Source organism: Scandinavium sp. (assembly GCF_036271055.1).
Taxonomy (GTDB): domain Bacteria; phylum Pseudomonadota; class Gammaproteobacteria; order Enterobacterales; family Enterobacteriaceae; genus Scandinavium.
The window spans coordinates 36,654-59,789 of the sequence record NZ_DATBBJ010000087.1 but is presented as its reverse complement, the minus strand read 5'-3'; the positions used below and the strand labels follow the sequence as shown (position 1 = coordinate 59,789).

18 protein-coding genes and 2 pseudogenes are annotated in these 23,136 nt (G+C 55.1%); 7 read left to right on the top strand and 13 right to left on the bottom strand.

Features of this window, described 5'->3' with window-relative positions; all coding sequences use genetic code 11:
• Nucleotides 1–52 precede the first annotated feature (52 nt).
• From VH187_RS19235 to VH187_RS19215, 5 genes are read right to left on the bottom strand one after another with little or no spacing between them, the layout of a single operon-like run.
• A complete protein-coding gene (locus tag VH187_RS19235; RefSeq protein ID WP_329703053.1) occupies nt 53–1,549 on the bottom strand; it encodes an HAL/PAL/TAL family ammonia-lyase in 1,497 nt (498 codons plus the stop codon).
• Nucleotides 1,546–2,340 carry an ABC transporter ATP-binding protein gene (locus VH187_RS19230; protein ID WP_329703052.1) on the bottom strand — a complete coding sequence of 265 codons (795 nt, stop codon included), beginning with the start codon at nt 2,338–2,340 and terminating at the stop codon, nt 1,546–1,548. The genes VH187_RS19235 and VH187_RS19230 overlap by 4 nt, the downstream gene beginning before the upstream one ends.
• A gap of 1 nt (nt 2,341) precedes the next feature.
• Nucleotides 2,342–3,073 (bottom strand): ABC transporter permease, encoded by a 732-nt coding sequence (locus VH187_RS19225; protein WP_329703051.1) that lies wholly within the window; start codon nt 3,071–3,073, stop codon nt 2,342–2,344.
• Between the two features lie 9 nt (nt 3,074–3,082).
• Nucleotides 3,083–3,802, bottom strand: a complete 720-nt coding sequence (locus VH187_RS19220) for an ABC transporter permease (protein WP_329703050.1) — start codon at nt 3,800–3,802, stop codon at nt 3,083–3,085.
• A gap of 12 nt (nt 3,803–3,814) precedes the next feature.
• Nucleotides 3,815–4,660: a transporter substrate-binding domain-containing protein gene (locus VH187_RS19215; protein ID WP_329703049.1), complete on the bottom strand. Its 846-nt coding sequence runs from the start codon at nt 4,658–4,660 to the stop codon at nt 3,815–3,817.
• A 209-nt stretch (nt 4,661–4,869) separates the two neighbouring features.
• On the opposite strand from VH187_RS19215, the pseudogene VH187_RS19210 reads away from it, so the two are divergent.
• Together VH187_RS19210 and hutU are read left to right on the top strand one after the other, a co-directional pair.
• A pseudogene (locus VH187_RS19210) lies at nt 4,870–5,411 on the top strand (HutD/Ves family protein).
• Nucleotides 5,412–5,581: 170 nt separating this feature from the next.
• Nucleotides 5,582–7,261, top strand: coding sequence for a urocanate hydratase (gene hutU, locus VH187_RS19205; RefSeq protein ID WP_329703048.1), 1,680 nt, complete (start codon nt 5,582–5,584; stop codon nt 7,259–7,261).
• Nucleotides 7,262–7,337: 76 nt separating this feature from the next.
• On the opposite strand, the gene dbpA is transcribed toward hutU, so the two are convergent.
• The 6 genes from dbpA to VH187_RS19175 all read right to left on the bottom strand — a co-directional run bounded on the left by dbpA (nt 7,338) and on the right by VH187_RS19175 (nt 13,947).
• The gene (gene dbpA, locus VH187_RS19200; RefSeq protein WP_329703148.1) at nt 7,338–8,711 is read right to left on the bottom strand and encodes an ATP-dependent RNA helicase DbpA; all 1,374 of its coding nucleotides are present in this window, start codon (nt 8,709–8,711) and stop codon (nt 7,338–7,340) included.
• Nucleotides 8,712–8,833: 122 nt separating this feature from the next.
• Nucleotides 8,834–9,715, bottom strand: a complete 882-nt coding sequence (gene phnE, locus VH187_RS19195; RefSeq protein WP_329703047.1) for a phosphonate ABC transporter, permease protein PhnE — start codon at nt 9,713–9,715, stop codon at nt 8,834–8,836.
• On the bottom strand, nt 9,712–10,578 hold the full coding sequence (gene phnE, locus VH187_RS19190) for a phosphonate ABC transporter, permease protein PhnE (RefSeq protein WP_414714000.1): 867 nt from the start codon (nt 10,576–10,578) through the stop codon (nt 9,712–9,714). Before phnE (VH187_RS19190) ends, phnE (VH187_RS19195) begins: the two co-directional genes overlap by 4 nt.
• Before the next feature lie 59 nt (nt 10,579–10,637).
• The gene (gene phnD / locus VH187_RS19185; protein ID WP_329703045.1) at nt 10,638–11,576 is read right to left on the bottom strand and encodes a phosphonate ABC transporter substrate-binding protein; all 939 of its coding nucleotides are present in this window, start codon (nt 11,574–11,576) and stop codon (nt 10,638–10,640) included.
• Nucleotides 11,577–11,607: 31 nt separating this feature from the next.
• On the bottom strand, nt 11,608–12,450 hold the full coding sequence (phnC, locus tag VH187_RS19180) for a phosphonate ABC transporter ATP-binding protein (RefSeq protein ID WP_329703044.1): 843 nt from the start codon (nt 12,448–12,450) through the stop codon (nt 11,608–11,610).
• Between the two features lie 138 nt (nt 12,451–12,588).
• Entirely contained in the window at nt 12,589–13,947 is a 1,359-nt protein-coding gene (locus VH187_RS19175; RefSeq protein ID WP_329703147.1) for a glycoside-pentoside-hexuronide (GPH):cation symporter, read from the bottom strand.
• A gap of 299 nt (nt 13,948–14,246) precedes the next feature.
• Between VH187_RS19175 and VH187_RS19170 the strand changes: the two genes are divergently transcribed.
• Together VH187_RS19170 and VH187_RS19165 are read left to right on the top strand one after the other, a co-directional pair.
• Nucleotides 14,247–15,974, top strand: a complete 1,728-nt coding sequence (locus tag VH187_RS19170) for an alpha,alpha-trehalase (protein WP_329703043.1) — start codon at nt 14,247–14,249, stop codon at nt 15,972–15,974.
• Nucleotides 15,975–16,310: 336 nt separating this feature from the next.
• Nucleotides 16,311–18,430: pseudogene (locus tag VH187_RS19165) on the top strand (TonB-dependent siderophore receptor).
• Nucleotides 18,431–18,487: 57 nt separating this feature from the next.
• Here the strand turns inward: VH187_RS19165 and VH187_RS19160 are convergent.
• Complete coding sequence (locus tag VH187_RS19160; RefSeq protein WP_329703042.1) at nt 18,488–18,742, bottom strand: GlsB/YeaQ/YmgE family stress response membrane protein; 255 nt, start codon at nt 18,740–18,742, stop codon at nt 18,488–18,490.
• A 207-nt stretch (nt 18,743–18,949) separates the two neighbouring features.
• On the opposite strand from VH187_RS19160, the gene ycgR reads away from it, so the two are divergent.
• Nucleotides 18,950–19,681: a flagellar brake protein YcgR gene (gene ycgR / locus VH187_RS19155; protein WP_329703041.1), complete on the top strand. Its 732-nt coding sequence runs from the start codon at nt 18,950–18,952 to the stop codon at nt 19,679–19,681.
• Between the two features lies 1 nt (nt 19,682).
• On the opposite strand, the gene emtA is transcribed toward ycgR, so the two are convergent.
• A complete protein-coding gene (emtA, locus tag VH187_RS19150; RefSeq protein WP_329703040.1) occupies nt 19,683–20,303 on the bottom strand; it encodes a membrane-bound lytic murein transglycosylase EmtA in 621 nt (206 codons plus the stop codon).
• A 91-nt stretch (nt 20,304–20,394) separates the two neighbouring features.
• On the opposite strand from emtA, the gene ldcA reads away from it, so the two are divergent.
• Both ldcA and VH187_RS19140 read left to right on the top strand, forming a co-directional pair.
• Nucleotides 20,395–21,306, top strand: a complete 912-nt coding sequence (ldcA, locus tag VH187_RS19145) for a muramoyltetrapeptide carboxypeptidase (RefSeq protein WP_329703039.1) — start codon at nt 20,395–20,397, stop codon at nt 21,304–21,306.
• 95 nt (nt 21,307–21,401) lie between these two features.
• Nucleotides 21,402–23,135: a potassium/proton antiporter gene (locus VH187_RS19140; RefSeq protein WP_329703038.1), complete on the top strand. Its 1,734-nt coding sequence runs from the start codon at nt 21,402–21,404 to the stop codon at nt 23,133–23,135.
• Nucleotide 23,136 lies beyond the last annotated feature (1 nt).

The following is a 23,136-nucleotide window of genomic DNA, read 5'->3' as shown; positions in this document are numbered from 1 at the left end:
GCTGCTGCCTGCTTGCTCGTCGGTCGAAGAAAATGAAGACATGGATGCCTCGCTAAAATCCCGGTTGATGATGTTTAAGTGTTGCTACCGCTTTGGTGATTTCCGGTGCCAGCCAGCGATCGTCTTCCCACGGTGCGACCGTTTCGCGAAGTAGCGCCAGACACTGCCGCGTGGCCGGTGCCAGTTTGTGTTCACCGTGGAAATGCAGCGCCTGTGCCGCCAGCAAATATTCAATGGCAATGATGTGATAGAGATTGCCGATCAGCCGTTGCAACTTGAGCGCGCTGCCAGTGCCGAGACTCAGATGATCTTCCTGCAAGGCAGAAGTGACGAAGTTATCCAGCACAGCTGGCTGCGCGAGCTGTTTATTCTCCCCGCACAATGACGCCGCGACATATTGCGCAATCATCATCCCGGAATTCACGCCGGGCTTTGCGACGAGAAAGGCAGGCAGACCGCTGACCAATGGATTCACCAGCCGATCAAGGCGGCGCTCTGACATACTGCCAAGTTCCGCCATCGCAATCGCCAGCAGATCGCAGGCCATCGCTACCGATTCACCGTGCGGATTAGCTTGCGACACCACGCGCCAGTTTTCCGGCGTGCCGAGGACCAACGGATTATCGGTACAGGCATTCAGTTCGGTTTCAACCTGTTGGCGCGCATGATCAAACTGATCGCGGCACGCGCCGTGAACCTGCGGCATTGAGCGCAAACTCAGCGCATCCTGGGTGCGAACACCCACGCTTTCCGCGAGCAGCGGGCTGTCAGCCAGCAGTGACCGCAATCTTGCGCCGCTGTGCTGAATGCCCGGGCTGGCTTTCAGCGCCAGGATCTCTTCATCAAAAGCAACAATTTGACCGCGCAATGCTTCAAAGCTCATCGCTCCGGTGACATCGGCCCAATCAAGTAGATGCTGTGCATCATCGAGCGCGAGACTGGCCATGCCGGTCATGCACGGCGTGCCGTTTACCAGGCTAAGCCCTTCTTTTGCACCGGGCGTTATCGGTTTTAGTCCGGCTTCTGCCAGAGCCTGTTGTGCAGACACAAGACGCCCCTGCCAGCTCACATCACCCACGCCCATCAGCGCCAGACCGATATGCGCCATGTGCGAGAGATAACCCACAGAGCCTTGCGATGGCACCTGCGGGGTGATGCGCTGATTGAGGAACGTCAGTAGTTGTTCGACGATTGCAGGCGAAATACCCGATTTACCGTGGCTGTAGTTGGCAATTGCCGCGCACATAATCGCCCGCGTTTGTGCCTCGTCCAGTAATGGGCCGACACCGCAGGCATGGCTCAACAGCGTATTTCGCGACAACTGTCCAAGCTGTTCTTCCGGCAGGCTGATATTGCACAGCGCACCAAGCCCGGTATTCACCCCGTAGGCCACGTGACCCGTCGCCACGATCAGATTCACTATCTCGCGGCCCTGTGCGATGCGCGACCAGGCGCGATCACTTAAGCTTAATGTCGCGTTGCCCCGCGCTACGCTCGCCACATCCTGCCAGCGTAATGGCTTATCCCCCCACTCCACTGACGCACTCACAGCGGCTGCTCCTGGCGGTAATGGCTGGATATAAACTGCTGAAAACGCGGCGAACTTTGCTCACCAAACAACGCTTCCGGTGAGCCTTCGCAGTCGATATTGCCCTGATGCATAAACACTACGCGGTTCGAAACATGACGGGCAAAGCCGAGTTCATGCGTCACTACCAGCATCGTGCGCCCTTCCTCTGCGAGGCTGCGCATCACTTTCAGCACTTCGCCGACCAGTTCGGGGTCAAGCGCCGAAGTGGGTTCATCGAAGAGCATGACATCCGGATCCATCGCCAACGCACGCGCAATCGCCACGCGCTGTTGTTGCCCACCAGAAAGCTGCGCCGGGTAATAATCTTTGCGATTCAGCAGACCCACCCGGTCGAGCAACTGTTCAGCCTGTTCGATGCATTCGCGCTTATTACGTTTCAGCACGTAGTGCGGGCCTTCAATCACGTTTTGCAGCACCGTCATGTGCGACCACAAATTGAAGCTCTGAAACACCATGCCCAGACGCGAGCGCAGGCGTTCAATCTGTTTCGGGTTCGCCGCCAGCTGATGCCCGCGTGCGTGTTGTTTCATTTCGATGGTTTCACCACCAACGCTGACCACACCAGCATCCGGCGTTTCGAGCAGGTTGATACAGCGCAACAGCGTACTTTTTCCTGAGCCGCTGGCCCCGAGAATGGAAATCACATCGCCCTTCTGAGCATCAATCGAAATACCCTTTAACACTTCAAGTGCGCCAAAGGATTTATGAATGCCGCTGACCGACAGGGTGACTGGACGCGAATCGTGCATGTTATTCTCCTTTGGTAACGGGTTTCAGCGCGAGGGTGCTCGGGCTCTGACGGGTATGCGGCGTCAGGCGACGCTCAAGCAAGGCGTACAGTTGGACGATAATAAAGTTTAGGATCAAGTAGATAGCGGCGGCACAGAGGAACACTTCCATCGTGCGATAGGTTCTTTGAATGATTTGCTGCGCCACGCCAGTGACATCCCAGACGGTAACTAAGCTCGCCAGCGCTGTCGATTTAACCAGCAGAATAGCTTCAGTGGAGTACGCCGGAAGCGCGTAACGCAGCATTACCGGGGCGATAATCCGTCGTAGCAACAGCAGGCGTGACATGCCGCAGGCGCGTCCGGCCTCGATTTGTCCAACGGGGATCGCCAGCAGGCCGCCACGGAGAATTTCTGCGGTGTAAGCCGCTGTACACAAAGACAGCGCCAGCACCGCGCAAATAAATGGTTCACGCAGCAACGGCCACATAAAGCTGTGGCGAATCACGCCAAACTGACCCAATCCGTAATAGATGAGGAACAGCTGGATCATCAGTGGTGAACCGCGAAACACCAGAATGTAGCCACGAGCGAAACTGCTCAGCACCCGCCACTGGCTCATGCGCATCGCCAGAATGCCCAGCGCCAGCACGCCGCCGAGCAGGAACGAACAGGCAAACAGCCCCAGCGTCACCGGCAGCGCGGCGCTAAGTTTTAAGAACGTGTCGCCGAGAAAAGCAAAGTCGATAACCATGTACGCTCCTTAAGCCTGGGCCACGGCACGTCGCTGCCATGCGCGATTGAGACGGGTTTCAGCCCTTATAAAGGCGCGGTTGGACAGCAATGTCAGCAGTAAATAGCAGCCGCCACCAATCAGATAGAACAGGAAATAGTCGCGAGTTGAACCGGCCGCAATCTGGCTGGCACGCATCAGTTCGACGATGCCAGTCACCGACACCAACGCCGAATCTTTCAGACTCATTTGCCAGACGTTGGATAACCCCGGCAAGGCGTAACGGAAAATCTGCGGTAGCATCACACGCTGGAGAATACGCCAGCGCGGCATACCGATTGCCAGTGCCGCTTCCACTTCACCAGGCGAGAGTGCCAGACGCGCGGCGCGATACACCTCGGCCTGATAAGACGCAGAAATCAGGCCAATCGCCAGCGCGCCAATAAGGAACGGCGGCACTTCGATAAAACCACTTGCGCCAAACATCTGGCCTATCAGCGACACCAGCCCGGAGCCGCCGAAATAAAACAGATAGATAATCAGCAGTTCAGGAATGCCACGAAACACCACTGAGTAGGCCGAGCCCAACAGCCGCGCGGGCGCACGCGGTGACAGTTTAGCGGAGGCAATCACCCCGCCGACTACCGCGCCAACCAGCAGCGCGGCAACGGACAGCAGCAGTGTGGTCAGCGTGGCGCTCAGGATCAGTCGTCCCCAACCGTCTTCCCCTAGCCCAAGTAAATTCATCATCTTCAACCTCGCTTATGGCGTGACGTCGGCCTTGAACCATTTCTCGCTCAGTTTTTTCACCGTACCGTCAGCCAGCGCGGCCTTGATCGCCTCGTCGAGTTTGGCTTTCAGATCTGCATCGGCCGGGCGCACACCCATCGCTTCACCCTCGCCCCAAATTGGGCCGGCCAACTGTGGGCCGCTAAAGGTCAAATTGTTGTTTTCCGGGCGGGAAAGGGTGGAGTTTGCAAAAGTGATATCGTCAAAAACCGCATCAATGCGTTCGGACTGCAAATCAAGAATGGCATCAGCAGAGTTGTTATATTCGCGGATATCGGCCACGTCTTTGAAGTATTTGTCGATAAACGGCGTGTACACCGTGCCGGAGGCTATGCCGATGGTTTTGCCCTTCAACGCGGCTTTCAGGGGGGCAATCGCCGCCTGAATTTCTTTTTCGTCGTCATGCAGTTTGATGGCTGGCGCGGCGGGTAAAAGGTTGCCTTTCACTGTGATGAACGACGCTGGTGTCGCGGCGTATGGTACGGTAAAACTGACCACTTTTTTGCGGTCAGGCGTAATCACAATCGCATCCATGATCACGTCATATTTCCCGGCATTCAGCCCGGCAATCATTCCATCCCAGTTCTGTACCACCAGCTTGCACTGGACACCCATCCGCTGACACAGACTCTCCATCAGTTCCGGCTCAAAACCGCTCAGTTTGCCGCCTGGCAGCGTCAGGTTCCATGGTTCGTACCCGCCTTCTGTCGCAATGGTTATCGACTTCCATTCTTTTGCATACGCGCTCCCGGCGCTCAGCAGCAGCCCTGAAAGCAGAGTGGTCAGACAGATCCCGCGAAATGTGGTGCGCTGCTTCATGATGATTCTCCTGATTTCATTAGCGTGTTTCATGCTGTGCGGCATGGCGATCAACAAATGACAGAACATGTATATACAACCATTGACTTTCCATCACACTCGTCGAATGATGGATTTGTGAGCCACGTTGTAAATAATTTGTAATCAAAATGAATCACAAATGTGGGCATTAGAACAGCTTGCTCCGCAGAAATCAGGGAACAAACGCCATGATTACGCCCTTTCAGATAAACACGCTGCCAGTTTCCCGCTGGAAAAACGGCAGCGGTGAAACCCGTGAAATTGTCAGTTGCCCGTCACCCGACGCGCCTTTCTTGTGGCGAGCCAGTATTGCTACGCTCAGCGCCGACGGCCCTTTTTCGCTGTTTCCAGGCGTGGATCGGGTTATTACGTTGCTGGAAGGCACACCGTTATGGTTGCGTGGCGGTGAAGTGAATCATCGTCTGAAACGCTGGCAGCCGTGGGCCTTTGCCGGAGAATGGACGCTGAGATCAGAAGGCATTACGGGCGAAGGGCTGGATTTCAATATCATGACCCAGCGCGGCAGAGCGGCGAGTCGGGTGCATGTGATGACGGTTGCGCACACTCCGGGACAAACTGGCGTGGCGTATGTGCTTCAAGGTCGCTGGAAAATGGCTGGCGAAGAGGTCGAACAGGCTGCGGGATCCACTGGCAACACGCATTGCCAGGCGCGATTGTACCGTTAACCGACGATGCCACCCTGCTACTGGCAGAAATTACAATTACATAACCCACTGTTTTTATTATTTTTTAAAATCCTAACTGTGATCGGGTCATCAATCTGAATTCAGTTGTATAGACAAGCATGTACATTACGGCTTTTATTGTTACATATCCATAACAAACGCCACTACGTTTGACCGAATAACCGACACGACACTGAATCAGGAAGGAATGACCATGCCTCAGACCACCGCCCTCTCCCGTACGGTACGCGCCCCTCGCGGCAATACACTTCACTGTGCCAACTGGCTGATTGAAGCCGCTTACCGCATGATCCAAAACAATCTCGACCCGGATGTCGCCGAACGTCCGGAAGACCTGGTGGTGTACGGTGGCATCGGGAAAGCGGCGCGTAACTGGGAGTGCTTCGAGCAAATCCTGCGATCGCTTGAGTGTTTACAGCCGGAAGAGACACTGGTTATCCAGTCCGGCAAACCGGTCGCGGTGTTCCGGACCCATGCTGATGCACCGCGTGTGTTGCTGGCAAACTCAAACCTCGTCCCGCACTGGGCCAACTGGGATCATTTCCACGAACTCGATAAAGCCGGGCTGATGATGTACGGCCAGATGACCGCCGGGTCATGGATTTACATCGGTGCGCAGGGCATCGTGCAGGGCACGTTTGAAACCTTCGCCGAAGCGGGTCGTCAGCACTATAACGGCGACCTCAGTGGCAAGTGGATCCTGACTGCGGGCCTTGGCGGGATGGGCGGTGCACAACCGCTGGCAGGCGTACTGGCTGGTGCGTCAGTGCTGGCGATTGAGTGCCAGGAGTCGCGGATTGATTTCCGTATCCGCACCCGTTATGTCGATTACAAAGCTACGAATCTCGACCAGGCGCTGGCCCTGATTGCTGATGCCACCGCGAAGAAAAAGGCGATTTCGGTCGGCCTGCTGGGCAATGCCGCCGAAATTCTGCCGGAGCTGGTGAAACGCGCCAAAGCGGGCGGCATCCGCCCAGATATCGTGACCGATCAGACCTCTGCGCACGACCCTATCAATGGTTATTTACCTGCGGGCTGGAGCGTCAATCGCTGGCTGGACGAACGTGAAACGCAGCCGAAAGCGGTCGAAAAAGCCGCGCGCGCTTCCATGGCAGTGCACGTGCAGGCGATGCTCGACTTCCACCATATGGGCGTGCCGACCGTCGACTACGGCAACAATATTCGCCAGGTGGCGCTGGATGAAGGCGTAAAAAATGCCTTTGATTTCCCAGGCTTCGTGCCAGCCTATATTCGCCCACTGTTCTGCGAAGGCAAAGGCCCGTTCCGCTGGGTGGCACTGTCGGGGGATGAAGCAGACATTCGCAAAACTGATGCCAAATTAAAAGAACTTTTCCCTGATAACATTCACCTGCATCGCTGGCTGGATATGGCGCAGGAGCGCATTGCCTTCCAGGGATTACCGGCGCGCATCTGCTGGCTGGGCCTCGGCGAACGCCATCTTGCAGGCCTCGCGTTTAACGAAATGGTGCGCAATGGCGAGCTCAAAGCACCGATTGTGATTGGACGCGATCATCTCGACTGCGGCTCCGTCGCCTCGCCGAACCGTGAAACCGAATCAATGAAAGACGGCTCAGATGCGGTATCCGACTGGCCACTATTGAACGCCCTGCTCAACACTGCGGGCGGCGCGACCTGGGTGAGCCTGCATCATGGCGGTGGTGTCGGTATGGGCTTCTCTCAGCATTCAGGCGTGGTGATCGTCTGCGATGGCACGCCTGAAGCCGATAAACGACTGGCGCGCGTCCTGTGGAATGACCCGGCGACAGGCGTGATGCGTCACGCTGATGCGGGCTACGAGCAAGCAGTGGCATGCGCGAAGGAACATGCGTTGAATTTACCGATGATCCGCTAAGCTCTGTAGCCGTGCCCTAATCTACAGAGCAAAAAAAACGCCACCCGATGGGTGGCGTTCGCATCACGGGCAAACCTTATTTCAGTAAACGAACTTTCACGGTTTTGCCTTTGATTTTACCCTGTTGCAGCTGTTTCCACGCATGACGGGCGACGCTTTGTTTGACAGCTACAAACGCATGGATCGGGTGAATATCGATTTTGCCGATGTCTGCACCGTCGAGGCCCATGTCACCAGTCAACGCCCCGAGAATATCGCCCGGACGCATTTTGGCTTTTTTACCGCCGTCGATGCACAGCGTTGCCATGGTAGCTTCGAGTGGAGTGATGTTGATGCTGGTCGGCGCTTGCTGCCAGTGCACTTTCATGTTCAGCATCTCTTCGAGAGCCGCAGCACGCTGGCCCTCATCCGGTGCACAGAAGCTGATCGCCAGCCCGCTTTGTCCGGCACGTGCGGTACGGCCGATACGGTGGACGTGCACTTCCGGATCCCACGCCAGCTCGAAGTTGATCACCATCTCCAGCGCTTTGATATCCAGACCACGCGCGGCAACGTCAGTCGCCACCAGCACACGACTGCTACCGTTAGCAAAACGCACTAATGTCTGATCACGGTCACGCTGTTCCATGTCGCCGTGCAGCGCCAGTACGCTCTGGTTGCTTTCGCTCAACGCGTCGCACACTGCCTGGCAATCTTTTTTGGTGTTACAGAACACCACGCAGGACGCAGGTTGATGCTTGCTCAGCAGCTTTTGCAGCAGGGTGATTTTGCCGTTACGCGAGGTTTCATAGAATTGTTGTTCAACTGCGGGCAGTTCATCAACGGTATCGATTTCCACCGTCACCGGCTCGCGCTGAATACGGGTGCTGATGGCAGCAATCGCTTTCGGCCAGGTGGCGGAGAATAGCAGTGTCTGGCGGTTTGCCGGTGCATGCGCGATCACTTCGTCAATCGCGTCGGCAAAGCCCATGTCCAGCATACGGTCGGCTTCATCGAGCACCAGCGTTTGCAGCGCATCGAGCCTCACGGTTTCTTTATTGAGGTGATCGAGCAGACGGCCCGGCGTCGCCACAATGATGTGCGGCGCGTGGATCAGTGAATCGCGCTGAACGCTGAATGGCAAGCCGCCGCAGAGCGTCAGCACTTTAATGTTCGGCATATAGCGCGCCAGACGACGCAGCTCTTTCGCCACCTGATCCGCCAGTTCGCGCGTCGGGCACAGCACCAGAGACTGCGTAATAAACTGGCTGGCATCAATGTGTTGCAACAGGCCCAAACCAAACGCGGCGGTTTTGCCGCTGCCGGTTTTCGCCTGAGCGCGGACATCTTTCCCCGCAAGAATGGCCGGTAACGCCGCCGCCTGTACCGGGGTCATGGTCAGATAGCCTAACTCATTAAGATTCTCGAGTTGTTCAGCAGGCAGCGCGTTCAGTTCAGTAAAAGAGGTCACGGTCATTATTCCGGTAAAGATATCGACATTCGACAACGACGAGGTCGCTGCGATCAAGAAGGGCGTCATCATACCATTGACGCCCTCTTGCCGATGCGTGTTTTTTCCGGGCCGTATTCTGGTTAATCAATCTTAAATAACGGCACCGTCGCCCCGGTGATGTAGCGGCGGCGCAGCCATGATGACAGCGCGTCCATGGTCATCACCACTGCCACCAGCAGCAGAGTGATAAACATCACCACATCCCAGTTCCATAAACGCATATTTTCGGCGTAAATCAGCCCGATACCGCCCGCGCCCACAAAGCCCAGCACCGCAGCCGAACGAGTGTTGGATTCCAGCTGATACAGACTGAGTGCCAGAAACGTTGGGAAGGATTGGGTGAAGATCCCGAAACGATGTTTTTGCAAACCGTTGGCCCCCACTGCCGTCAGGCCGCGACCGGGTGAACGTTCCACCGCTTCATGCCCTTCGGCATATAAACGCCCGAGAAGCCCGGTATCCTGCATAATGATTGCCAGCACCCCGGCGAGTGGGCCTAATCCCACCGCACGCACGAAAATCAGCCCCCAGATAGCCATGTCGATACCGCGTAATACATCAAACAGTCGACGCATGAACATCGCCACGAAGCGCGTCACCGGGCCGCGCATCACGTTTCTCGCCGCAAGGAATGACAGCAGAAGCGCAATCACCGTAGCGGTAAGGGTGCCGGAGAAAACAATGGCGAGCGTGATACCAATCTGGCGGAAATAGTAACCGAATGGCCAGTTAGCGAAATCCTGCCAGACAAACATGCGGAAAAAGTAACGTCCGAGTTGTGTCATTCCGGTGGTGAGTTGTTCGTAGCTGATACCAAACTGGAGGAAGAACCAGACGTAATACAACCCCACGGCTATACCGAGCAACGCCAGATGGCGCAGATAACGCCGCTGCGCTCGAAACAGCGCCGGGTGTTCTTCGCGATAGCGATCGGTGTCAGTCACCGCTTGCCAGTGTTTCATTTTTTCCCCTCCAGCACCCGCTGACGCAGGCGTCCAGACAGCGTATCCAGAATCGACACCACAATGACAATCAGCAGCAGCGTCATACTGACCTGGTCATAGCGGTCGAGTTTGATGTTGGTCATCAGCTCCTGACCAATACCGCCCGCCCCTACCAGTCCGAGAATGGTCGATGAGCGGAAATTGATTTCGAGGCGCATGAAGCCATAGGAGAGGAAAATCGGTTTCACCTGCGGCCACAGCGCAAAGCGCATCCGCTGGATGGGGGTCGCGCCACAGGCAGTCAGACCGCGTACCGGTTTGTCCTGTGCGCTTTCGATGGCCTCATAAAACAGTTTGGTCAGACTGCCGATGGTATGCAGCGTCAGCGCCAGAAAACCGGGGATCGCGCCGATGCCAAATGCCATCACGAAAATCACCGCCCATGCCAGTTCCGGCATGGTGCGCAAAAATGCCACCAGCGCGCGAATGCCGAAACGTAATCCTGTCGGTGCCCAGGCGTTACGTGCCGCCATAAACGCCAGAATGGTCGCGATGGCTACCGCCACCAGCGTTGACGCCAGCGCTAACTGTAGCGTTTCCCAGATCAGCGGCAATTGGATCGGTAATCGGTAGCCCCAATAAGCCAGTGACCCTTTGGTGTGTACGTCGGCAAACAACACGCCAGCGTGCAGCGTTGGCACGGTTTCGAGTAGGTAATCGAAGAAGTTTGGCAGCGAGTGCCAGATGGTGAGGAGATTAAACTCAGCGGCCTGTCCGGCGGCAAAATAGAGCACCAGCAGCAGCGCTGACCAGGTGAAGGTGTCGCGCGTCTGGCGCATTTTCACCTGCTGGTAGTAACGTTCAAATTCAATATTCTGCATGTTCACTCGCGGGATGAACGCTCCCCCGCTGCCTGCTCGGGGGAGGTGAAAAGGTCTGATTAACGGGCGTTAACCAGCTCGCGTTTCATGTCGATAATCTGCTGGAAATCTGCCACGGTCGCGGGACCAATGTGCTGCGTGCCGCCCATCGCTTTGATAAAGCAGGCGTGATCTGCGGTATCGAGTTTTTTCACCGCCGCCACGACTTTCGCTTTGAAATCTGCAGGCAAACTGTTGCTCACCAGAATCGGGCCATTCGGGATCAACGGCGATTGCCAGATGATGCGGATGTTTTTCATCAGGTCCGGGTGATCCATGCGGATCAGGCGGTTGAACGCCCCGGCGCTGTAACCGTCGTTGTAGTCACCGACCATGGACGCCCAGGTCACCGCGCCTGCGAACTGACCGTTCAGCACGCCGAGAATGTCCTGCTCGTGGCCGCCAGAGAACGTCACGCTGGAGAAGAAGTTGTTGTATTTGTTATCCGTCGTGCCACCGAATTTCTTTTTGAATTCCTGGTTTGGGATCAGGAAACCGGAAGTCGAATCCGGGTCAGCCATGCCGAAGGATTTGCCTTTCAGGTCGTCTATGGTTTTGTACGGGCTGTCGGCTATAACGATTACCACGGAATGATAACCGCGAGACTGGTCTTTATCGTCCACTGCGATACCGACAATATCCACCGCTTTCGGGTTGTTGATGTACACCGACGCATACGACGATGGCGACATGCTCAGCACTACGTCAACTTTACCGCCGAGCAGACCCTGGATCACACCGGAGTAGTCAGACGAGTTACGCAGTTTGGTGTCGACGCTCAGTTCCTTGTCGAGAAAATCCTTCACGCACTGGTTATCACCAATTTGCTGGGTGGCGTTCTGCCCGCCCAGAATACCCAGATTTAACTCTTTCGGTTGCGCGGCAGTGGTTTGCCAGGCCACCAGCAGCCCTGCCATCATTGCAGAAAGTCGTAATGCGCGCTTCATGTGCTTAGTCATTATCGTTGCCTGTGTTGTCTGATTTGAGGTGTTAGTGAAGCTGGCTGATTTCATCGCCATAAAGTTGTTGCAGGACATCCAGGCTCAGGTCGTCCGGATGACCGTCAAACACGATTTGCCCCTGCGCGATGCCAATCACGCGGGTGCAGTAAGATTTCACCAGTTCAATCGAGTGCAGGTTGACCATCACGCTGATGCCCTGCTCGCTGACTTCGCGCAGCACGTTCATGATGCGCTGGGTGTTTTTCGGGTCGAGCGAGGCCACAGGTTCGTCGGCCAGCAAGATGGAAGGGTTCTGGATCAGGGCGCGGCAAATCGCCACACGCTGCATTTGCCCACCGGAGAGATTTTCCGCGCGCTGGAGTGCATGCGGCAGCATGTTCATCCATTCGAGCAGCGCAATGGCACGGGCGCGGTCGTCGTCGGAGAACACTTTAAACAGGGATTTGAGCGTTGAGGTCTGGCTCAGGCGGCCCAGCAGTACGTTGGTCAGCACGTCTAAGCGCGGCACCAGACAGAAGTCCTGGAAAATCATGCCGCATTCGCTGCGCCACTGATTCAGCGCGCGTCCGCTCAGGCCGGAAACATCATGCGGGAGACCGACTTCCGGGTAACTCAGCATTTCGCCGGAGGTCGCGGTATGCGTGCCGTTCAATACGTGCAGCAGCGTGGATTTCCCCGCCCCCGAACGCCCGACGATCCCCACCATTTCGCCCGCATGCAGGTCAAAATTAATGTCGTTCAGCACCGTCTGATGCGCATTGTACGACTTGCATAAGTTTTTCACGCTCAGCACTTTACGCTGATGAGCATGGACGAGCTGCGGTTGAACCGGGTAATCGTTCAGGGAAAAGAGTGCGCGAGCGTTGTTCATAAGAGTTCCACGTTGCTTGTTTTCGCCGTGGTTATTAACAACGTTGCGCGTGACGCTTTAATGACAGAAAAACGATAAACAGATGAAGATGTCACCTAAAGCGGTAACGGAAGCGCTTCCCGTTACCGCCGTGGCCTATCAGGAGTCGGCAAACGCGCCACGGTTCAAATCAGTGACAACCGTGTTCATGCGCTCGTTGTTGAGGCGATAGAAGCGGATCGCAATCGCCGTCAACACGTAGAACACCGAAGGAATGACTGAGAACAACATGATGATACCGTTGATGGCTTCCGTGGACTGAACGTGACTGCTGGAAGCGTAGTTGTAATACGCCAGCACCCAACCGAGGATCGCCCCGCCCACCGCCACGCCGAGCTTGATGACGAAAATATTGGCGGCGACGTTCATACCGGTAATACGACGCTGGGTTTTCCATTCGCCGTAGTTGTTGGTATCGGTGATCATCGACCACTGCAATGCGGCATTTCCGCCCTGCACAAGCTGGATGAGAATGTGGAAAATCAGCGGCAGCACCCAATACTGAATCGGCAGCCAGAAACAGGCCACGCCGAGGGCGGCGTTGAGCATGTTTATCCAGAACGAGAATTTCACCTTACAGAAGCGCGTGCCGAAGGGTTTGGCGAGCACCGATCCGAACATTGAAGCAAACATGCCGCCAAGCATAAACCAGGTAATGATATCCGCGCCCTTGCCGAGCACGCTGTTGACGTAATACACCACTGCGCCACCGCGGATCACCACCGCCACCAGCATCGTGAAGTTATACACCGACAACACCCACCACTGCTCATTGCGGAACAGTATTTTGACATCGCGGGCGATATTCAGGTTTTCTTCTTTAATCGGCTGGACGCGTTCGCGGGTGGTAAAGAAACAGGCAATAAACATCAGGCAACCAATTACGCCAAATATCCCCATCGATACCTGAATGCCGGTAGCTCTGTCACCTGGATAAAGGAAATCGGACAGCGGTAAAATAAACGCTGTACCTAATGCGCCGCCAATAGGCGCAATGGCAAAACGCCAGGATTGTAATGAAAGACTTTCACCGGGATCGGTGGTTAATGCCGCGCCAAGTGAACAATACGGAATATTAATCGCCGTATACATCAACGTCATGAAGATATATGCGCCAACTGCGTAGACAATTTTCCCGCTGTCACTAAAGGACGGAATGGAATAGACCAGCACGCAGCTTACCGCGAAAGGCACACAGATCGCGAGCAGCCAAGGCCGGAAGCGGCCCCAGCGGGTCGAGGTGGCATCCGCAATGGCACCCATAATCGGATCGGTTATGGCATCTAATAAGCGCACCAATAAAAACATCGTCCCCATGACGGCTGGGGGTAAGCCATAAACATCGGTGTAGTAATACGCAAGGATCGCCACCGAAGAATCAAAAACAATATGGCTTGCGGCGTCGCCAAGGCTATAGCCGACTTTTTCTCTGACAGATAACTTTTCTCCTGCCACGATATGACTCCCCATCAGTATTATGTTATGGAACCGGTTTCTTATGTGCCGTTATTTTTTGCATAACCGGAGAAAGGTTATCCATTATGTTTTTTTGCTAATTTCTTATGTTTTTTGCTTTATGTGATCTGTGAGGGTTAAGACCGATATTTAGCCGGAATTTTTGTTTTCGCCCTCACATTGCTGAGCAACGGGAATTTGTCTGGAAAGGCGCAAAACGTTAACCTCGACACGCATCGGTGCCGATATTCGTCTATGGTTGTAAACAGCGGAATCTGCGCATCTAAAAAGGAGAGTTAACAATGAATAAACCCGTTTTGCGCCGTCCTGACTCGCTGTACCTCGCCCTGCGATTCGCACTGGGTGGTGCGCTGCTTTCTTTGAGCCTGGCTCATGCTCAGGCGGAAGATACCCCTGCCACGCCTCAGTCGCCGGATATTTTATTGGGCCCGCTGTTTAATGACGTGCAGAGCGCGAAGCTGTTTTCCGATCAGAAAACGTTCGCCGATGCGGTGCCAAAAGGCGATCCGCTGATGATCCTGGCCGATTACCGGATGCAGCGGAATCAGAGCAGTTTTGACCTGCGCCATTTTGTCGAAGTGAATTTCACGATGCCGCAGGAAAAAGACAAGTATGTGCCGCCGAAGGGTCAAAGCCTTCGCGAGCATATTGACGGCCTGTGGCCGGTGCTGACGCGCACCACGGACAGCGCCGCAAAATGGGACTCGTTGCTGCCCCTGCCAAAACCTTATGTTGTGCCCGGCGGGCGCTTCCGTGAAGTGTATTACTGGGACAGCTATTTCACGATGCTCGGGCTGGCTGAAAGCGGCCACTGGGACAAAATCGAAGATATGGTTGCCAACTTCGCCTACGAAATTGACACCTGGGGCCATATTCCGAACGGCAACCGCACCTATTACCTGAGCCGTTCGCAGCCGCCGTTTTTCTCGCTGATGGTCGAACTGCTGGCAACCCATGATCGCGATGCGCTGAAAACCTATCTGCCGCAGATGGAAAAAGAGCACGCCTACTGGATGGACGGCCAAGATTCACTGCAAAACGGCGACGCCAATAAGCGCGTGGTGAAACTCAATGACGGGGCGATCCTCAACCGCTACTGGGATGACAAAGATACCCCGCGTCCAGAATCCTGGCTTGACGATGTGAACACCGCGAAAAGCAACCCGAATCGTCCGGCAACGGAAATCTACCGCGATCTACGTTCAGCAGCGGCTTCCGGCTGGGATTTCAGCTCGCGCTGGATGGATGACCCGCAAAAACTCAGCACCATTCGCACCACCAGCATTGTGCCCGTTGACCTGAATGCGCTGATGTTCAAGATGGAAAAAATCATCGCAACGGCCAGCAAAGCCGCAGGCGACGACGCCAAAGCGACACGCTATGACACGATGGCGAGTGAGCGCCAGAAAGCGATGGAACAGCATCTGTGGAATGACAAAGAGGGCTGGTACGCCGATTACGATCTGAAAACCCATAAGGTGCGTAATCAGTTGACCGCCGCCGCACTGTTCCCATTGTATGTCAATGCGGCGTCAAATTACCGGGCGGATAAAGTCGCTGCTGCGACAGAATCACGTCTGCTGAAACCGGGTGGCATCACGACCACAACCGTGAACAGCGGTCAACAATGGGATGCGCCGAACGGCTGGGCGCCGCTGCAATGGGTCGCTACCGAAGGGCTGCAAAACTACGGCAAGGATAAAATCGCGATGGAAGTGTCATGGCGATTCCTGACCAACGTCCAGCACACCTATGACAGCCAGCAGAAACTGGTCGAGAAATATGACATTACTTCGACCGGTACAGGCGGCGGTGGCGGAGAATATCCGTTACAGGACGGTTTCGGCTGGAGCAACGGCGTGACGCTGAAAATGCTCGATTTGATCTGCCCGAAAGAAAAACCGTGCGATGATGTGCCGAAAACGCGACCAACCCCTGCGGCCAGTGCGGCTCCGGTCACCACCGCAGCACCTGCACCTTCAACCGCTCCGGTTGAGAAGACGCAGTAATTCCTGCGAGGTTCGCCCGGCGGCGCTACGCTTGCAGGGCCTACAACAGCCCTTTTTTGCCCGGGCCACCGGGCAATAAACATCAACTCCCCTGCTACCAATTCTGGTAGCAGGTCCAACAAGCGATTTATCTTCCGTCGCCCTTCGTTGCTGCGTTTGTCCCTTAAAACCTGAGATAAAGCAGGGCATCCTCGCGCCTTGCACGCCATTTCTTCGCTTGATTCAATTAACGCAAACAATAATAATTCGCATTCTTTTTAACGAAAACTGACATTTTCGCACGTTTTGACACGGTGGCGCACAGGAGTGCCAGGCCGTGTTACTCAGGATTATGCGATGAATAACACACTGCTTCTCAAACGCTCGTCGGTGCTTTGCGCCCTGGCGCTGGCGTTCCCTTGCTCGTCTTTCGCAGAAGAAACGGTCGTCGTCACCGCCCAGCCGGTTGAATCGGCAACGGCTAAGACCGAAGGCTACACCGCTAAAACCTCGACCGGTTCGACCAAAACCGATCAGCCGCTGATCACCACCGCACAGTCGGTTTCCATCGTGACGCGTCAGCAGATGGAAGATCAGGGCGTGACCAACGTCAGTCAGGCATTGAGCTATACCCCAGGCGTGTACAGCACCTTCGGCGGCGCCGCTACCCGCTTTGACGCCATTTCTCTGCGCGGCTATCACGGCGGCGATGTGGATAATATCTTCCTCGACGGCATGCGCCTGATGAGCGACGGCGGCAGTCACAACGTCATTCAGATTGACCCGTGGTTTCTTGACCGCATTGATGTGATCAAAGGTCCCTCTTCTGCCCTGTACGGACAAAGCGTGCCGGGCGGGCTGGTCAACCTGACCTCTAAGCGCCCGCAGTTTACCTCCGAAGGCCACATTCAGGCGTTTGGCGGCACACAGAACACCAAAGGCGCGGCGTTTGATTATACCGACGCGATTAATGACCAGTGGGCATACCGCATCACCGGTATCACCCGCAATACCGACACGCAGTTCGATAACACCCGCGAAGAGCGCTACGCGATTTCGCCGTCGCTTTTATGGCAACCGGATGCCGACACCAGCCTGCTGTTACGTGCCTATCTGCAAAAAGATCCGTCGGGGGCTATCACGGCTCGCTGCCGCTGGATGGCACACGCTATGAACACAACGGTCGCAAGCTCAGTAACAGCACCAACGAAGGTGATCCAGGCGATGGCTATCAGCGTCGCGAACAAATTTACAGCTATGATTTCGATCACCAGTTCAACGACGTCTGGTCGGTGCATTCGAGCGGCAGCTATACCCATTCCGATGTGAAACTGGATCAGGTTTATCAGGTCGGCTGGATTGGCGACAGCGATATGCTCGCACGCGGCTACAGCGGCTCGAAAGGCTCGCTTGATGGCTGGTCGACGGATAACCGTGTTAAAGCGGATTTCAACACTGGCGAGGTGCAGCACACCGTGGTGCTGGGAGGCGAATATCATCGTTTCCGCAATGATCTGTGGACCGGTGCAGGCGGCGCAAATCCGTTAGATCCGTGGAGCGGTTATACCCCGCAAACCGGCCATACCGTGACTTACAGCGATGACAACAACCGTCGTTATTACCAGGCGGGCGTATATTTGCAGGACGAGATGGTGTGGAACCGCTGGCACGCTAATCTGTCCGGACGCTATGACCGTATCGTGTCTGAACAGGTCAGCGACACCTTTGGTACGTCTGCGCGTCGTTCTGACGACCACATCAGCAGTCGCGCCTCCCTGCTGTATGCGTTCGAAAATGGCCTGTCACCTTATATGAGCTACAGCCAGGCGATCACGCCAGCGATGCTCTCAGGCCCCGACGGCAATCTGCTGAAACCCACAACGGCGGAACAGTACGAAGCAGGTCTGAAATTCCAGCCGCCTGGAACGGCAGATATGTACAGCATTGCGATGTACGACCTGACGCAAAAAGATGTGGCAACGCGCGACACCAATATTGGCACTGCGACTTTCCTGCCTGCCGGAAAAGTGCATTCACAGGGTGTTGAGCTGGAAGCACGTAATCAACTGACGCCACGTCTGAGCACTATTGCCGGTTACACCTGGAACCGTCTGCGCTTTGCGGATACCAAAGATGGCACCGACGACAATACGCCGCAACTGACGCCAGACCAGATGGCTTCATTATGGGCGCACTATAAGTTCGATTTCGGCATCAGTGCCGGAGCGGGCGTGCGCTATATTGGCAAACAGTGGGCTGACGACGCGAATACCGAACGTCTGCCGTCCACGACATTGATTGATGCGATGGTACGTGCTGATTTGGGAGCCTGGACATCGGCCCTGAAAGGCGCGTATTTACAGGTCAATGCGAATAATCTTACCGACCGGGAATATATCTCCGGCTGCTATGGCACCAATAACTGCTATTGGGGTGCTGAGCGTTCGGTGATTGCGACCGTCGGATATGATTTCTGATTGATATAAAAACGACAAAGGCAGCCACAAGGCTGCCTATGTTAATACGTCAGGTTATTATGCGTTGCGGCGCAGCAGTCTGAAGACCACCAGCACCACGATGGCACCGACAACCGCCACCAGGAAACTGTGCAGGTTGAAGCCTGACACATCACCAATCCCAAACATGGTCGCCAACCAGCCACCTACGACAGCACCCACAATACCCAGAATACAGGTTAGAATGAAGCCGCCGCCGTCACGACCCGGCATAATCAATTTCGCAATAATACCCGCAATCAGTCCGAATACAATCCAGGTCAGAATACCCATTTTAACCATCCTCCAAATAAAAAAATAACCTCAATAAACACGCGTATATTCTACGCGCCGGTTCCCTTAAGTATAGGTATGTATTCTGAAAATAAGGGAAACTGACTGAAATTTTTATCGACAGAAATATTTTCACCCGTTTGTATTAAGTTCTGTTTGCCGCTGCCGATAGTCTATCAATCCTCTGTCGATAAGGAGCCACCTGGCGTGAGTCATTACAATGAGCAATTCCTTAAACAAAATCCGCTGGCAGTGTTAAATGTTCTTCGCGATCTGCACCGCGATCGCATTCCGTTGCGCGTTTCCTGGGGAACGTCGCAATTTATTAGCCGCATTCTCGACATCTCTTCTCATGCGCTGATCATTGACTACGGCAGCCAGGAGTATGAAAACCGTGCCGTTCAGCGCGCGGAAAACATCACTATTTCCGCAGAAACGCAGGGCGCGAAAGTCGAATTCATTGTGCCGAAGGTCAGTGATGGTCGGTTCCTCGATTTGCCTGCCTTTACGATGCCGGTTCCGCCGTCGCTGTGGTTTGTCCAGCGCCGGGAATATTTCCGTATCACCGCCCCGCTCCATCCTGTCTATTACGGTAGGGCAAAGCTTGCGGACAGAAGTGATATCCGTTTTCGTCTGTTCGATCTGTCGCTCGGCGGCATGGGGGCGTTAATGGATGAAGCGCCACCACCGGCTCTGACAGCAGGTGTGATGATCCCGCAGATGGAACTGGATATGGGAGAATGGGGGAAATTTCATTTCGACGTACAGCTGATTTCGCTCAGCGAACGTAAAGTGGTGGACAGCAAAAATGAGACGATCAGTACGCCGCGGCTGAGTTTTCGCTTTCTTAACGTCAGCCCGGCGATTGAACGCACGCTCCAGCGCATTATTTTCTCCCTGGAGCGTGAGGCGCGAGAACGCGCCAGTAAAGTTCGTTAGTCTATTGCGCGTCCATGGCCTTTTGCACTTTCCAGATATAGCGAGGGGCCTGCGACGACGGGTGATTTTTGACGATGTAATCGAAGAACTCTTCTTTATCCATGCTGTTGATTTCCGAAATCGCCTTTTTACGGTCGGAGGAGAAGGTTCTCAACAGCGCGCCTGCCCCGTTAACGTAAGACGTCACCAGCGCGTACTGCATGACTTCCGGGTCTTTGATTCCGGCAAGCACCCCGTGCTCCAGAATGCTGAAGTACGCAGTCCCCATAGAGATGTTGCGCTCAGGATTTTTAAGTTCACTGACCGACGGGTCACCGCCCCATCCCATATAGCGATACACTTCGCGCCCGGCAGTAGACGGTTTAAGCTGCATTAAGCCCACAGCACCGGATTTGCTCACCGCATTAGGGTTACCGCCCGATTCCACCGCAATAATGGCGGTAATGAATTTGGGATCCAGTCCCCAGGCCGCACCGGCTTTCTGGCTGATGGGCATCCACTGCATCGACCGCTGAACCGGGACGGTTGGGTCATAAGGGGGATTCCGGTAATCGTATTTCGGCTTCGAACTGCATCCAGCAAGCAAAACAACAAATAAAACAGCAAACCATCTCAATTTCACGCTTCTTTCCTTTTCACTGAAGTGTGCGAGCTAATGACAACACGATATTCAAACGGCATGATAACCGTTTAGTTATCAGCAAGGAATTGCCATGAGTCTGTTTCATCTGATTGCGCCATCAGGCTATTGCACTAACCAGCAGGCCGCTGCACGCGGTATTGAGCGCCTGAATGCGTCCGGGCATGAAGTCAAAAATCAGTCTATTCTCGCACGCCGTCAGCAGCGTTTTGCCGGTACGGAGAGCGAACGTGCTGAAGATATTGCTGCGTTGGCCCAGCTCACAGGTGAAAACATCATTGTCCTGGCGGTGCGTGGCGGTTACGGTGCCAGCCGCTTACTGGACATGATCGACTGGCAGGCACTTGCTGAGCGCCAACAACATTCGCCGCTGCTGATTTGCGGTCACAGTGATTTCACCGCTGTGCAGATGGCACTGCTGTGCAAAGGCGTGATGACATTCAGCGGACCAATGTTAGCCGGTAATTTCGGTGCTGAGACGCTGAATAATTTCACAATCGATCACTTCTGGCGCGCACTGCGTAACCCGGAATTTAACCTTGAATGGCAGGGCAACGGCCCGGCTTGTGATGTGAAAGGCACGCTATGGGGCGGGAATTTGGCGATGCTGGCGTCGCTGGTCGGCACGCCTTGGCTACCCGAAATTCACGACGGCATTCTGGTGCTGGAAGATATCAACGAACATCCATTCCGCGTCGAGCGCATGTTGCTTCAACTTTTCCATGCCGGCATTTTGAGCCGCCAGCGGGCGATTGTGCTCGGTAGTTTTAGCGGTGCAGAACCGAACGACTACGACGCGGGTTATGATTTGCCGGTGATGATCGAATATCTGCAATCGCGGCTGAACATTCCGGTTATCAGCGGGCTGGATTTTGGTCACGAACAGCGCACGGTGACGATTCCGCTCGGCGCTCAGGCCCGCCTCGTTCACGGCGAAAAGGCCACTACGTTGTCGATTTCGGGCCATCCGATCCTCAGCGAATAAAAATTGCATTCATAGCTCTGATAGATCCATCGTTTCACGGACTTATATGATAACGTTTGAATATCAATTCACGCGATCAAGGGAGTACGTGAACGTTGGATGCCGGGGCAATAATCAGTCTGTTTATTCTGGGTTCGGTGCTGGTCACCTGCAGTATTTTACTCAGTTCTTTTTCTTCCCGGCTCGGGATACCGATTCTGGTTATCTTCCTTGCCATCGGCATGCTTGCCGGAATCGACGGCATCGGCGGTATTCCGTTTGATAATTACCCCTTCGCTTACATGATCAGTAACCTCGCGCTAGCGGTAATCCTGCTGGATGGCGGGATGCGTACCCAGGCGAGTTCGTTTCGTGTTGCACTCGGCCCGGCGCTGTCGCTGGCGACGGTCGGCGTACTGATCACCTCCGGCCTGACTGGCATGATGGCCGCCTGGTTGTTCCACCTCGATTTGATTGAAGGCATGTTGATTGGCGCAATTGTCGGCTCGACCGATGCCGCGGCAGTGTTCTCCCTGCTCGGCGGCAAAGGCCTCAACGAACGTGTTGGCTCGACGCTGGAAATTGAATCCGGCAGTAACGACCCGATGGCGGTGTTTCTGACCATCACTCTTATTGAGATGATCCAGCAGCACGAGGTGGGGCTGAACTGGATGTTTGCCGTGCATATTATTCAGCAGTTCGGCCTGGGGATTCTGATGGGTCTCGGCGGCGGCTATCTGCTGCTGCAAATGATTAACCGTCTTTCCCTCCCTGCCGGGCTTTATCCGCTACTGGCGTTAAGCGGCGGGATCATGATTTTCGCCGTGACCACTGCCCTTGATGGCAGCGGCATTCTGGCGGTTTATTTGTGTGGTTTCCTGCTTGGCAACCGCCCTATCCGCAACCGCTACGCGATTTTGCAGAACTTTGATGGTCTGGCGTGGCTGGCGCAAATCGGGATGTTCCTGGTGCTCGGCCTGCTGGTTACGCCGTCCGATTTACTGCCGATCGCCATTCCGGCACTGATGCTGTCGGCGGGGATGATTTTCTTCGCGCGTCCGTTATCGGTGTTTATTGGCCTGCTGCCGTTCCGTGGGTTCAACCTGCGCGAACGGGTGTTTATCAGTTGGGTTGGCCTGCGCGGCGCCGTGCCTATCATTCTTGCGGTGTTCCCGATGATGGCCGGGCTTGATAATGCCCGTCTGTTCTTTAACGTCGCCTTCTTCGTGGTGCTGATTTCATTGCTGTTGCAGGGAACGTCGCTCTCCTGGGCGGCAAAAAAAGCCAAAGTAGTGGTGCCACCTGTCGGCTGGCCGGTTTCGCGCGTCGGGTTAGATATTCACCCGGAGAACCCGTGGGAGCAGTTTGTTTATCAGCTCAGCGCGGATAAATGGTGTGTAGGTGCCGCACTGCGTGATTTGCATATGCCTCGCGACACACGCATTGCGGCGCTGTTTCGCGACAATGTGATGCTGGACCCAACCGGCAGCACGCGTCTGCGCGAAGGCGATGTGCTGTGCGTGATTGGCCGCGAACGCGATTTACCCTCACTCGGCAAGCTGTTCAGCCAGTCGCCGCCGGTAGCGTTGGATCAACGCTTCTTTGGTGACTTTATCCTCGAAGCCAGCGCTAAATTCGCCGATGTGGCGGTGATTTACGGTCTCGACGGCGGAGAAGAATTCCGTGAAGGCCAGCAGTCATTGGGTGAAATCGTACAGTACCTGCTCGGTGCCGCGCCCGTTGTCGGTGACCAGGTTGAGTTTGCGGGGATGATCTGGACCGTCGCCGAGAAAGAAGAGAATTCAGTGCTGAAAGTCGGTGTCCGCGTTGCCGAAGAAGAAGTCGAATAAA